At 67.1% G+C, this 12,393-nt stretch carries 11 protein-coding genes and 1 tRNA gene; 2 read left to right on the top strand and 10 right to left on the bottom strand.

Annotation, left to right across the window (positions count from 1 at the left end; translation table 11 throughout):
* Positions 1-60: 60 nt before the first annotated feature.
* From F3N42_RS12955 to leuS, 7 genes are read right to left on the bottom strand one after another with little or no spacing between them, the layout of a single operon-like run.
* The gene (locus F3N42_RS12955) at positions 61-651 is read right to left on the bottom strand and encodes a Maf family protein (RefSeq protein ID WP_150864909.1); all 591 of its coding nucleotides are present in this window, start codon (positions 649-651) and stop codon (positions 61-63) included.
* A gap of 23 nt (positions 652-674) precedes the next feature.
* Positions 675-1,145 carry a 23S rRNA (pseudouridine(1915)-N(3))-methyltransferase RlmH gene (gene rlmH, locus F3N42_RS12950; RefSeq protein WP_150864908.1) on the bottom strand — a complete coding sequence of 157 codons (471 nt, stop codon included), beginning with the start codon at positions 1,143-1,145 and terminating at the stop codon, positions 675-677.
* A gap of 12 nt (positions 1,146-1,157) precedes the next feature.
* On the bottom strand, positions 1,158-1,538 hold the full coding sequence (gene rsfS, locus F3N42_RS12945) for a ribosome silencing factor (protein WP_150864907.1): 381 nt from the start codon (positions 1,536-1,538) through the stop codon (positions 1,158-1,160).
* Positions 1,539-1,593: 55 nt separating this feature from the next.
* Positions 1,594-2,268: a nicotinate-nucleotide adenylyltransferase gene (gene nadD / locus F3N42_RS12940; protein ID WP_224784924.1), complete on the bottom strand. Its 675-nt coding sequence runs from the start codon at positions 2,266-2,268 to the stop codon at positions 1,594-1,596.
* The gene (gene holA, locus F3N42_RS12930; protein ID WP_150864906.1) at positions 2,265-3,263 is read right to left on the bottom strand and encodes a DNA polymerase III subunit delta; all 999 of its coding nucleotides are present in this window, start codon (positions 3,261-3,263) and stop codon (positions 2,265-2,267) included. The genes nadD and holA overlap by 4 nt, the downstream gene beginning before the upstream one ends.
* A gap of 2 nt (positions 3,264-3,265) precedes the next feature.
* Entirely contained in the window at positions 3,266-3,739 is a 474-nt protein-coding gene (locus F3N42_RS12925) for an LPS-assembly lipoprotein LptE (RefSeq protein WP_191621410.1), read from the bottom strand.
* Between the two features lie 29 nt (positions 3,740-3,768).
* The gene (gene leuS, locus F3N42_RS12920; RefSeq protein WP_150864904.1) at positions 3,769-6,426 is read right to left on the bottom strand and encodes a leucine--tRNA ligase; all 2,658 of its coding nucleotides are present in this window, start codon (positions 6,424-6,426) and stop codon (positions 3,769-3,771) included.
* A gap of 158 nt (positions 6,427-6,584) precedes the next feature.
* On the opposite strand from leuS, the gene F3N42_RS12915 reads away from it, so the two are divergent.
* Entirely contained in the window at positions 6,585-8,072 is a 1,488-nt protein-coding gene (locus tag F3N42_RS12915; RefSeq protein ID WP_150864903.1) for a helicase HerA-like domain-containing protein, read from the top strand.
* A gap of 216 nt (positions 8,073-8,288) precedes the next feature.
* On the opposite strand, the gene pgi is transcribed toward F3N42_RS12915, so the two are convergent.
* From pgi to pcnB, 3 genes are all read right to left on the bottom strand, one after another.
* Complete coding sequence (gene pgi, locus F3N42_RS12910; protein WP_150864902.1) at positions 8,289-9,914, bottom strand: glucose-6-phosphate isomerase; 1,626 nt, start codon at positions 9,912-9,914, stop codon at positions 8,289-8,291.
* Positions 9,915-10,244: 330 nt separating this feature from the next.
* Positions 10,245-10,760, bottom strand: a complete 516-nt coding sequence (gene folK / locus F3N42_RS12905; protein WP_224784923.1) for a 2-amino-4-hydroxy-6-hydroxymethyldihydropteridine diphosphokinase — start codon at positions 10,758-10,760, stop codon at positions 10,245-10,247.
* Complete coding sequence (gene pcnB / locus F3N42_RS12900) at positions 10,744-12,033, bottom strand: polynucleotide adenylyltransferase PcnB (protein WP_150864900.1); 1,290 nt, start codon at positions 12,031-12,033, stop codon at positions 10,744-10,746. The genes folK and pcnB overlap by 17 nt, the downstream gene beginning before the upstream one ends.
* Before the next feature lie 128 nt (positions 12,034-12,161).
* Between pcnB and F3N42_RS12895 the strand changes: the two genes are divergently transcribed.
* Positions 12,162-12,236 (top strand) — tRNA-Glu (locus F3N42_RS12895).
* Positions 12,237-12,393: the final 157 nt, after the last annotated feature.

Raw genomic sequence — 12,393 nt, 5'->3', positions numbered from 1 at the left:
TTCGGTCAGGCACGGGCGTCCCGCCTGCGAATGACAGGCCGCTAGAATACCATTGCATGGTTAACGCCCCGTTAGCGCCAGGCCGGCCTGGCGGAGCAGTTCGGCGGTCTCGAACAGGGGTAAACCCATGACCCCCGTATAACTGCCTTCGACGCGCTGGATCCATTGCCCGGCCAGGCCCTGCACGGCATAGGCGCCGGCCTTGTCCATGGGCTCGTCGAGCGTGGCGTAGTGATCAACCCAGTGCGCCGGCACCTCGCCAAACTCCACCCGGGTGCGGTTGATGGCCCCGAAAACGCGGCCGTCCGTTGCCACCACCGCCACGGCCGTCAGCACCTCGTGATGCCGGCCGGCCAGGCGTGAAAACATGTCGCGGGCGTGCGCGCGGTCGCGCGGCTTGCCCAGGATGTCGCCGTCGAGCAGGACAATGGTGTCGGCACCCAGTACCGGCCGCTCGTTGCCATGGGCCTGCCGGCCCGCGGCCGCCTTGGCGCGGGCCAGGCGTTCCACGTAGGCGTCCGGCGCCTCGTCGGCCAGCCGGCTCTCGTCGATATCGGCACTCCAGGCCCGGTAACGGACGCCCAGCAGGTCCAGCAGTTCCCGCCGCCGGGGCGACGCCGAGGCGAGCAGGATGTCAGGTTCGTCGGTCATATCGATGCTGTCGTCGGCCGCGCTCAGGCGCGGTGATAGGGGTGATTGCGGGTGATCGTCCAGGCCCGGTAGAGCTGCTCGGCCAGCACCACGCGGACCAGCGGATGCGGCAGGGTCAGCGGCCCCAGTGACCAGCGGTCATCCGCGGCCGCCAGGCAGTCATCGTGCAGGCCGTCCGGTCCGCCCACCAGGAAACCCACGTGGCGCCCATCGCCCATCCACTGCTCCAGCCGTTGTGCCAGTTGCTCGGTTGACCAGGCCTTGCCGCGGCCATCCAGTGCCACGACGCGCGCGCCCGGCGCCATCGCGGCCAGCAGGGCCTGGCCCTCGTCACGGCGCATCCGCTCGATATCGGCGTTGCGGCCGCGGCGGACCATGGTGATTTCACGGAGCTCGAGCGACAGCTCGGGCGGCATTCGGCGGGCGTATTCTTCCCAGCCGGCCTGGACCCAGCCCGGCATGCGCTGGCCGACACTGGCGACGGTCAGGCGCACGTTCGGTCGACCCTAGGCGGAGCGCGCGCCGTCGCGATGCTCGGCGCTGACTTCCCAGAGTTTTTCGAGGTTATAGAACGCGCGTGTCTGCGGCAGCATCAGGTGGACGATGACGTCATTCAGGTCCACCAGGACCCATTGCGCCTCGCCCTGGCCCTCGACACCGGTCGGCTGTATGCCGTTGGCCTTGGCGCGCTCCACCAGCTTGTCCGCCATCGAGCGCACATGCCGTGTGGATGTGCCGGAAGCGATGACGAACTGGTCGGTCAGGGGGCTGACGCCGGTGACATCAATCACCTTGATGTCCTGGGCCTTGAATTCTTCGAGGGTGTCGATAACGAGCCGTTGCAAGTCGGCCGCGGATAACGCGTCGTGCGAAGTGGATTGAGTCAAAAGCGGTTCTTCGGCTTTGGGGCTTGTGCCTATTCTAGCCCAGCCGCACCCCTAATCACAGCGCCCGGACGTCCCGGTACAGGCCGTGTTCCTCGATATAACCCAGCACGCCGGGCGGCAGCAGCGTGACCACCGGGTCACCGGCGGCGATACGACGGCGGATTTCGGTCGACGACACGTCCATCTGGGACACGTCCAGGTGCAGCAGCAGGCCGGCAGTGCTGTCTTTCAGGCGCGCGATTTCGCGGGTCTCGCGGTGCGCCAGCGCGGTGCCCAGCTGGCCGCCATACATGGGCCGCTCGCCCGGGCGGGTCATGACCACCAGGTGGGCCAGCGCCGGCAAGCGCTGCCAGCGGTGCCAGCGGTGCAGGCCGTTGGCCGCGTCCTGGCCCAGCACCAGCACCAGCGGCGCGTCGGGATGAGCCTGACGAAGTTCTTCCAGCGTGTCGACCATGTACGAGGGGCCTTCGCGATCAACTTCCCGGGTATCGATACTGAGCCCGGAATAGCCACGCAGCGCCAGTTCCAGCATGGCGACACGGTCGGCGGCCGGCGCGTGTGTGCCCATGCGGTGTGGAGGATCGCCGGCGGGCAACAGGCGGAAATCGTCGATCTCCAGGGCTTCGGAGGCATCCAGGGCGACCTGGATATGACCACGGTGCACCGGGTCGAAGGTGCCGCCAAAGAGGCCGATCGGCAGGCTGCTGTCCGCCTGCTGCGCGGGCTTCACGCGCACATCCGGATCGCCAGCCGGTCGAGCTCATGCCAGGGGTCACCCCGGCCACGGCCCTTGGCCTGGCGATCAATACGCGACAGCATGGCCATCACCTCGGCCAGGCGGTCTCGTCCCAGGCGGCGCGCCGCATCGCTGCAGGCGCCCTGTTGGCTCTGCCAGATTCGTAGTCGCCGGAACACATTACCCGCCGGCTCGCCGCGGGCCACGGCATCGGCGAAGGCCTGAACCTGCCCCAGCTTCATCGCCAGCGCACCCACCACCATCGGCAGCGGCACGCCAATGCGCCGTAGCCCAAGCGAGACACGCAGCGCGTTGGCCAGGTCACCGGCCACCAGGCTGTCCGCCAGCACGAAGGCATCAAAGCGGGAGCTGTCGGCCACCACCTCCAGCACGTCTTCGGCGCCCAGCGGTGCATCGCCCTTGAGCAGGGCCAGCTTCATGATTTCCTGGTCGGCGGCCAGCAGGTTGCCTTCCAGCCGCTCGGCCAGCACCTGGATGGCCCCCGGGTCGGGGTTCAGCCCGGCATGGCGCATACGCCCGGCGATCCAGCCGGGTAACTCGCCGGCCTTGACCGGCCAGATATCGACCCGTACGCCGGCGCTGTCGAACTGCTTCGCCCACTTGGAGTCCCGCGAGCCCTTGTCCCACTCGTTGCAGCTGACCACCAGCAGGTTGTCCGGGTCCGGCGCCTCGCACCAGTCGCTGAGGGTGCGGCCGCCCTCCTGCCCGGGTTTGCCGGTGGGGATCCGCAGGTCGATCACGCGCCGGCGCGCAAACAGCGACGGCTCGCCACCGGCGGTCAGCTCATTCCAGTCGAAATAGCGATCGGCATGCAGGGTCACGCGCTCGTCAAAGCCCTGCTCGCGGGCGTGGGCGAAGACCTTGTCGCGGCACTCCTGGACCAGCAGCGGCTCAGGGCCGGCCAGCAGGTAGACGGGCGCCAGGCCCTGTTCCAGTCGCGCGTCAAACTGTTCGAGGCGGACCGGCATGCTCAGGCGCGGGTCGTGCCCAGGCGGCGCAACACCAGCCGTGAAAGGGTGTCGGCCAGCTCCTCGCGCAGGTATTCCTCTTCACGCGTGGCCGCCAGGATGTCCTGCTCGTCAAAGCTGATGACGCGGCTGCGCTCCAGGGCCTGCTCGGGCACCAGCACGTTGCCGTCCGTATCCACCAGGCGGAAGCGCACCCGATGCACGATGCGGTATTCACGCACGCGGGCCGTGTCGCCAATGGACAGGATGTCCTTGCGAACATTGGACTCGGGGATCTCGAGGATGGCGGTGCCGGCGGGCGCGGTGACCACCTGGGCACCGTTCTGCTCCAGCAGGATGGACAGGCGGCGGACGAACTGGCTGTACGGGTCCGGCGTAGCGATACGGGTCTGCGCCATTTCCGGCGGCAACTCGGCCTGGCCCTGGAAATGGAAACCGCAGGCCGACAGCACCAGCGCCAGCGCCAGTATCAGCACCCCGTTCAGCCCATTCCGCCGCATCGCGTTCATCCCACCACGATGTTGAGCAGGCGGTCCGGCACGTGGATGACCTTGCGCACCGTCTTGTCCTCGGTGAACCGCTGCACGTTGTCTTCGGCCATCGCCGCCGCCATCGCGGTCTCCTGGTCGGCACCGGGCGCCAGGGACACACGGGCGCGCAGCTTGCCGTTCACCTGCACGACCAGTTCCACTGCCGACTTCACCCGCGCGGACTCGTCCGCCACCGGCCAGCCGGCCTCGTGCACGGCGCCGTCCTGGCCCAGGGCTTCCCACAGGGCCTGGCTGATATGCGGCGTGACCGGGGCCAGCAGGCGCGTGATCGCGTTCCAGCCCTCGTCACTGACCGCCCTGCCCGCGGCCGAGCGGTCGTCGAAGCGGGCCAGGTGGTTGCTCAGCTCCATGACCGCGGCGATCGCGGTGTTGAAGGTATGCCGACGGCCGACATCGTCGCCGACCTTGGCGATGGCGTCGTGCACCAGCCGGCGCATTTCGCGCTGGCCGTCATCGAGGCGATCCGCATCCAGCGCTTCGACCGGGCCTTCGGCGACATGCGCGCTGACCAGGTTCCAGAGCCGCTTTAGGAAGCGGAACGCGCCCTCAACGCCCGACTCCGACCATTCCAGTGACTGGTCCGGCGGGGCCGCAAACATCGAGAACAGGCGCACCGTGTCGGCGCCGTACTGGTCGACCAGGCCCTGCGGGTCGACGCCGTTGTTTTTCGACTTGGACATCTTCTCGACCGCGCCCACTTCCACCGATTCACCGGTGGCGGCCAGCGTCGCGCCGGTGACCTTGCCCTTGTCGTCCTTTTCCAGCGTCACGTCGGCCGGGTTGACCCAGTTCACGTGGCCGTCCTCGCCCGGCATGGAGAAGGTCTCGGCCACCACCATGCCCTGGCAGAGCAGGTTCTTCGCCGGCTCGTCGCTGCTGACCAGCCCGGCGTCGCGCATCAGCTTGTGATAGAAGCGGAAATACATCAGGTGCAGGATGGCGTGCTCGATGCCGCCGATGTACTGGTCCACGGGCAGCCAGTAGTTGGCGCGCTCGTCCAGCTGGGCGTCGGCGCCGGGGCAGCAGTAGCGCGCGTAGTACCAGCTCGACTCCATGAACGTGTCGAAGGTGTCGGTCTCGCGCTCGGCCGCGCCACCGCAGGTCGGGCAGGTGGTCTTGCGCCATTCCGGGTCGGCCTTGATCGGCGACTGCACGCCCATGAAGGTCACGTCCTCGGGCAACTCCACCGGCAGCTGGTCTTCCGGCACCGGCAGCGCGCCGCAGTCGTCGCAGTAGATCACCGGGATCGGGCAACCCCAGTAGCGCTGGCGGCTGACGCCCCAGTCGCGCAGGCGGAAGTTCACCTTGCGGGTGCCGAGCCCCTGGTCTTCGAGCCAGTCGATGGCTTTGGCCTTGGCCTCAATCATGCCCAGGCCGTCCAGCCAGTCGCTGTTGATGGCTACGCCCTCGCCCGTGTAGGCGCCGCCGTCCCAGTCGTCCGGGGGCTGCACGGTGCGGATGATGGGCAGGTCGTAGGCCTTGGCGAACGCCCAGTCGCGCTCGTCCTCGCCCGGCACGGCCATGATGGCGCCGGTGCCGTAGCCCATCAGGACGTAGTCGGCCAGGTAGACCGGCACGGCCTTGCCATTGAACGGATTCTTCACGTAAGCGCCGGTGAACACGCCGCGCTTCTCGGCCTGGCCGTCCTCGGCCAGTCGGTCGATCTCGGAGGTGGCCGCGACGCGTTCACGGAAGGCGGCGACCTCGGCGGCCTGCGCTTCGCTGGTGATCACGTCCACCAGCGGATGCTCCGGTGCCAGCACCGAGTAAGTCATGCCGAAGGCGGTGTCCGGCCGCGTGGTGTAGACGCGGATCTCATGGCCACCGGGCAGCGCCTCGCCATCGGCATCGCACACGGTCATGCCGAACTCGGCGCCCTCGGAGCGGCCGATCCAGTTGCGCTGCATGGTCTTGACCGAGTCCGGCCAGCCGTCCAGGTTATCCAGCTCGTCCAGCAGTTCCTGGGCGTAGTCGGTGATCTTCAGGAACCATTGGCTGATGGAGCGCTTCTCCACCACCGCGCCGGAGCGCCAGCCGCGGCCGTCGACGACCTGTTCGTTGGCCAGCACGGTCTGGTCCACCGGGTCCCAGTTGACCTCGGCGTCCTTGCGGTAGGCCATGCCTTTATTCATCAACCGCGTGAACATCAACTGCTCCCAGCGGTAGTACTCCGGACGGCAGGTGGCGAACTCGCGGTTCCAGTCATAGGCGAATCCCAGCCGGTCCAGCTGGCCGCGCATATGGTCGATATTCGCGTAGGTCCACTTCGCCGGCGCGGTGTTGTTCTTGATGGCGGCGTTCTCCGCCGGCAGCCCGAAGGCGTCCCAGCCCATCGGCTGCAGCACGTTCTTGCCCAGCATGCGCTGGTAGCGGCTGATCACGTCGCCAATGGTGTAGTTGCGCACGTGGCCCATGTGCAACGCACCCGACGGGTACGGCAGCATGGACAGGCAGTAGAACTTCTCGCGGCTGTCGTCCTCGGTCACTTCGAAGGCGCGGTCATCGCGCCATTGCTGCTGCACCCGCGCCTCGATGGCGCCGGGGTCATAGCGGTTTTCGTCGACCTGGGTTTCGTCTGGGTTTGTGGATGCTGGGGAACGGCTCTGGCTCATGATCGGTGCTTGAATTCTTTGTGGCGTGGCGAGCGGTGTCGCCAAAACCGCAATCTTAACCCGCGCACCCGCGGAAAGGTATGCGCGCGGCCTCCGCGCTGGCGCATTCGCGCCCGACTCACTAAGCTGTGGCGCATGTCTACGGGGAGTCACACGCGATGAGCGATATCGAACCCATCCTGCTTGGCAAGGGTGCCGACAAGCGCTACCTGCTGCCCGCGCTGGGCAACCGCCACGGCCTGGTCGCGGGCGCCACCGGCACCGGCAAGACCGTCACCCTGCAGGTGCTGGCCGAAGGCTTCTCGCGCATCGGCACACCGGTCTTCCTGGCCGACGTCAAGGGCGACCTGTCCGGCCTGTGCAAGCCCATTTCACCGCACCCCAAGATCGACGAACGGCTCGACATCATCGGCATCCCCGACTACGCGGCGGCCAGCTGGCCGGTGACCTTCTGGGACATCAACGGCCATTGGGGCCACCCCATCCGCGCGACCATCTCGGAGATGGGCCCGCTGCTGCTGGCCAACCTGCTGGAACTGAATGACACCCAGGAAGGCATCCTTAACATCGCCTTCCGCGTGGCCGACGAGCAGGGCCTGCTGTTGCTCGACCTGGAAGACCTGCAGCAGTTGCTGCGCTTCGTCGGCGAGAACCGCGCCGAGCTGTCGCTGCAGTACGGCAACGTCAGTTCCTCGTCCGTGGCCGCCATCCAGCGCCGGCTGCTGGTGCTCGAGGACCAGGGCGGCGCCCAATTCTTCGGCGAGCCCGCGCTGGAACTGGCCGACCTGCTGGTCACCGGTGAAGACGGCCGCGGCCAGGTCAATGTGCTGGCCGCCAACCGCCTGATCCAGCAGCCACGGATGTACTCGACGGTGCTGCTGTGGCTGCTGTCCGAGCTGTTCGAAACGCTGCCCGAGGTGGGCGACCCGGACCACCCCGTGCTGGTGTTCTTCTTCGACGAAGCTCACCTGCTGTTCGACCACGCGCCCAGGGCTTTGCTGGAGAAAATCGAACAGATCGTCCGCCTGGTCCGCTCCAAGGGCGTCGGCGTGTACTTCATCACCCAGAACCCCACCGACGTGCCGGACACCGTGCTCGGCCAGCTGGGCAACCGCATCCAGCACGCCCTGCGCGCCTATACCCCGCGCGAGCGCCGCGCGGTCAAGGTCGCCGCGGAGTCATTCCGCCAGAACCCGGAGCTGGACACCGAGACGGTCATCACCGAACTGGGCGTGGGCGAAGGCCTGGTGTCGACCCTGGACGAGGACGGCGTGCCCTCGGTGGTCGACCGTGTATTGATCCGCCCGCCCACCTCGCGCATCGGCCCCGCCACCGAGGAAGAGCGCGCCAAGTGGATGGCCACCAGCGCCCTGGGCAGCAAGTACGGCCAACGCGTCAACCGCGAGTCCGCCGCAGAAATGCTCAAGGCCCGCGCCGAGAAAGCCGCCGAGCGCGCCGAGGCCGCCCGCGCGGAAGAAGAAGCCGCCAAATCCACCAAGGCCTCCACGAAATCAAAACCGAAATCTTCATCCCGCCGCGGCGACTCGGCCATGGAAGCGATGTTCAAAAGCACTGCCCGCAGCTTCGGCACCTGGCTGGGCAAAGAGCTCTCCCGGGGGCTGATGGGGGTGCTGAAAGGCCGGTGACGGGTGACGCGTGACGCGTGACAAAACTCTCGGGGACTGGCGGCGTTGACGCAAGGGCCAGCCTGTCATCGGCCTGCGCGGCCATATGGCACAGCCCCGGGCGATGAACCACTAGCCAACAACGCCAAAGCAAGTCCTTCGCAACCCCGTACCAGGCAATCAACGCCCTACGCGTCACTCGTCACTCGTCACGCGTTACGCGTAACGCGTTACGCGTTACCCGTGAGTGCGGACGGAGGCGACGTAGTCGATGATCGCGTCGACGCCGGCGGGGGCATCGGCCTTGCCGGCCAGGGCGGACTGGATGCCGGGGGCGAGCGTTTTGCCCAGTTCCACACCCCACTGGTCGAAGGCATTGATGTTCCACAGCACGCTTTCGACGAACACTTTGTGCTCGTAAAGCGCGAGCAGCATGCCCAGGCGTTTTGGATCCAGCCGGTCGAGCAGGATCAGCTCGGAGGGGCGGTTACCGGCGAAGGTGCGTTGCGCGAGCAGGTCGTCGTCGATGTCGCCGATGCCGGCTCGGGTGGCGGCGGCGTCGCGGCCCTCGGCCAGCGCTTTCAGCTGCGCGAACAGGTTGGCGAGCAGTTCGTTCTGCGCTTCGCGATCGTCGTGGTCAGGGCGGATCACGCCGATGAAATTCAGCGGCACGACGTCGGCGCCCTGGTGCATGGCCTGGAAGACGGAATGCTGGGCCTCGGTGCCGGTCTCGCCGAAGACCACGGGCGCGGTCTTCAGCGGCACAGGCCTGCCGTCACGGGTGACGGACTTGCCGTTTGATTCCATCACCAGCTGCTGCATCCATGCCGGCAGCAGGCGCAGTCGCTGGTCGTAGGGCATGACGCCCCAGGCCGCGTGGCCGCAGATGTTGCGGTGCCACGCCCCGATCAGGCCGTACAGCACGGGCAGGTTGTCCTCCAGCGGTGCGCGCTGGAAATGCCGGTCCATCGCCGCCGCGCCGGCGAGCAGTTCGCGGAACGCGTGCGAGCCGATCACGCCTGCAGCGGACAGGCTCACGGGCGACCACAGCGAGTAGCGTCCGCCCACCCAGTCGCTGAAATACAGCAGGCGCTCGGGCGCAATACCGAACGCGCCGGCGCGCTCGACCTGGCTGGTGACGGCGAACAGGCGGCCAGCGCCCTCTTCCTCGCCCAGGTGACGGGCGAGCCAGTCACGCAGGCGGCGGCCGTGCAGCAGGGTATCTCCGGTGCTGAAACTCTTGGACACCAGCACGACCATGGTCTCAGCCGGGTCGAGCTGGCGCATGAGCCGCTCGCGCAGCACCGCGTCCACCGAACCCAGGAAATGCACGGTCAGCGGCGAAGTGCCCCGGTCCAGGGCCTCCACGACCAGCTGCGTACCCAGCAGCGAACCGCCGATGCCGACATGGATGATGTGCCGCACTCGCTTGTCCGGGGCACCGGGCAATTCACCCTCGTGCAGCAGGTCGGCCCATACCAGCATCGTTTTCATGGCCTGGGTGACCCGGGCGGCCTCGTCGCCGCCCACGTGCGCCAGCACATCCGGGCTGCGTAGCGCCATGTGCAAGGCGGGGCGTTGCTCGGTTGAATTGACGTTGTCGCCGGCGAACAGGGCATCGCGCTGGGCCTCCAGGCCGATCTCACGCGCGCCGTCGAGCAGGACATCCAGGGTTGGCGCATCCAGCAGCACGCGGCTGAAATCGAACAGCAGGCCGTCCAGGCCGCGGCTGAAGTCGTCGAAACGACCCTCGGCCGTGGACAGCGCCGGCAGGCCTTCGGTCACGAGGCGGGTGTGGTTTTTTTGCAACAAAGCGCGAGTTTCGGCGGTCAGTTCCTGACCGTTGTGGCGTTCAGACGTCATTGGTGGTGGAAATCCCTGCGGTGGTCAATGGAATGCCAGCCCGCAACCGGCGCGGCAACACGGTGACAACACACGGCACCGCGCCAGCCCGCAATGGAGAAGGCTTAACACTTTGATAACAGGTCAATAATAAGGGGTTTGGGCTGATTATCAAACGCCCAAAAAAAAACCTCTCCCCGAATCTGGGGAGAGGTAGGCTTTTGGAGTGATGTATCCGTCTTTCGCGCCCTGCGATCCTGACAAACGTTGTAAATTTGCCAAGAGTGGTTGTAATAATACCACTAACTGACAAAAAAGCAACCCACCTGTGACTTCTCCGCGACATTTGGCTCACAACACCCCTGCCGGGCTGACGGTCGTCGTATCAATCGCCGCGAGCAGATCGGCCACGACGCCCCTGCCCGGCACCCGCAGCCCGGGCGCGATGTCCGCCAGCGGCACCAGCACAAACGCGCGTTCGGGCAGTCGCGGATGCGGCACCACCAGGTCCGGTGTGTCGATGGCCTGGTCGCCGAACACGAGGATATCCAGGTCAATCGGCCGTGGCCCCCAGCGGCGCTCCCCGCGCACCCGGCCCAGGTCGGCCTCTATGGCCTGCAGTGATTCCAGCAACTGCTCCGCCGTGCCACTCACCGCCAGTTCCGCCACCGCGTTCAGGAACGCGGGCTGGTCGGTATCGCCCCAGGGCTCGGTTTCGTAGACGGGGGAACTACGGACGAGTTCGACGGCGGGCAGCTGACCGATCCGTTCCAGCGCCTGGGCCAGCAGCGCCCTGCGGTCACCCTGGTTACTGCCCAGGCCAACCCACGCGGCCTGCGTGGGCGATGACTCAGTCGCCGCCGCCACCATCCGACGGCTTCCGGCGTCGCCGGCCACCCCGCCGGCGACGGCGCTTGCGTGGCGCCTCCACCTGGACCTGCGATTGCAGCTCGGGATCTTTTTGCGCCTCGCTCCAGAACGCCACCAGTTCCGCCAGGCTGTCGTCCTCGCGCGCCCGCAGTTCGAGGAAATCGTAGGCTGCGCGAAAACGCGGCTGGCGCAGGATGGACAGGGCGCGCTTGCCACGGGTCCGCCGCAGCCGCGCCTGGTTCAGCCAGATCTGCCGGGTCACGGAACTGAAGCGTCGCGGCACCGCCGTGCGCTGCACCTGCAGCTGCAGCACCTCATCGGCGGCCTGCTCCAGCGCCTGGTACTCCGACGCACCGTTGGCCTGGTACTTCTCCGCGCGATCGCGAACCGGCTGCCACAGCAACGCGGCCACCAGGAACGCGGGCGTGACAGATTGCTCGTTGGCGATGCGATCATCGGTGTTGCGCATGGCCTGCCAGGTCAGCTCGACGACGGCGGCCTGGCCCAGGTGTTCACCGCGTTCAAGTACGGGGAACAACGCCCGTGTCAGTTCAAAGCGCTGCAGCGACTCCATGGTCCGCAGCGCGTGGCCGGTCAGGAACAGCTTGCAGACCTCCTCGAACAGGCGCGCCGGCGGAATGTCCTCCAGCGTACCCGCCATGGCACGCACCGGCGCCTCGGTGGCCGGATCCAGGTTCAGCCCAAGCTTGGCGACGAAACGCGCCGCGCGCAGCAGCCGCACCGGGTCCTCGCGATAGCGTGTCTCCGGGTCGCCGATCAGTTTCAGCCGCCGCGCCACCAGGTCTTCATAGCCGCCCACGTAATCCTGGATGTCGCCAGATACGGGGTCCATGAACAGCGCGTTAAGGGTGAAATCGCGCCGCACCGCGTCTTCCTCGACACTGCCCCAGACATTGTCCCGCAGGATGCGGCCCTCGTCGGTGACGTGCTTGTCGTCGTGGCCGCTGGGGCCACGGAACGTGGCCACCTCGACCAGCGAGCCGCGAATGCGCACGTGCGCCAGCCGGAACCGCCGCCCGATCAGGCGGGCACGCGGAAAAACGTTCTTGACCTCTTCGGGTGTCGCGTCGGTGGCGACATCGAAGTCCTTGGGCGCCTTGCCCAGCAGAAGGTCGCGGACACTGCCGCCGACGATATAGGCCTCGTAACCCGCCTCCTGCAGCCGCTCAACCACTTCCGTGGCGCTGCTGCAGAGCTGGCGGGCATCGATTCCGTGCTGTTCTGGCGTGATGATGACGGGATTACTGATAGCGGCGTCCTGCCGTGCTTTGGCGCCGGTTGAGTGCCCGCGCCAGGGTTGCTGAAATGATTGATGTCGTAAGCCCGCTAGTTTACCATGTGCGCCCCGCGCGGGCTCCCGCGTGGCAAGTTTACGACGCTCCCTTCGTCTAGCGGTTAGGACGCGGCCCTCTCAAGGCTGAAACACGAGTTCGATTCTCGTAGGGAGCGCCAACTTTCCTTATTCCCGAGGCTCTGCCAACCGGTGGCGGCGCGTTGCTGCGTGGCCGTCCTGTTTGGGGTTTAGCCCCGGGCAGGGCACGCTTTGAATACATCCATGTACGCTTATCGGCGACATCCCTGTCGCCGATAGCCCTGCCCGGGGCTAAAC

Origin of the sequence: Marinihelvus fidelis (assembly GCF_008725655.1) — a bacterium.
Lineage (GTDB): Bacteria > Pseudomonadota > Gammaproteobacteria > Xanthomonadales > SZUA-36 > Marinihelvus > Marinihelvus fidelis.
The sequence above is the reverse complement of the archived record's forward strand: the minus strand, read 5'-3'. Positions and strand labels throughout refer to the sequence as shown.

Excerpts from the sequence above, each read along its gene's own strand:
- F3N42_RS12955 (WP_150864909.1), bottom strand. The coding sequence starts at position 651 with ATGACCGACGAACCTGACATCCTGCTCGCCTCGGCGTCGCCCCGGCGG.
- holA (WP_150864906.1), bottom strand. The coding sequence starts at position 3,263 with ATGCCGGTCCGCCTCGAACAGTTTGACGCGCGACTGGAACAGGGCCTG.
- leuS (WP_150864904.1), bottom strand. The coding sequence starts at position 6,426 with ATGAGCCAGAGCCGTTCCCCAGCATCCACAAACCCAGACGAAACCCAG.
- F3N42_RS12915 (WP_150864903.1), top strand. The coding sequence starts at position 6,585 with ATGAGCGATATCGAACCCATCCTGCTTGGCAAGGGTGCCGACAAGCGC.
- pgi (WP_150864902.1), bottom strand. The coding sequence starts at position 9,914 with ATGACGTCTGAACGCCACAACGGTCAGGAACTGACCGCCGAAACTCGC.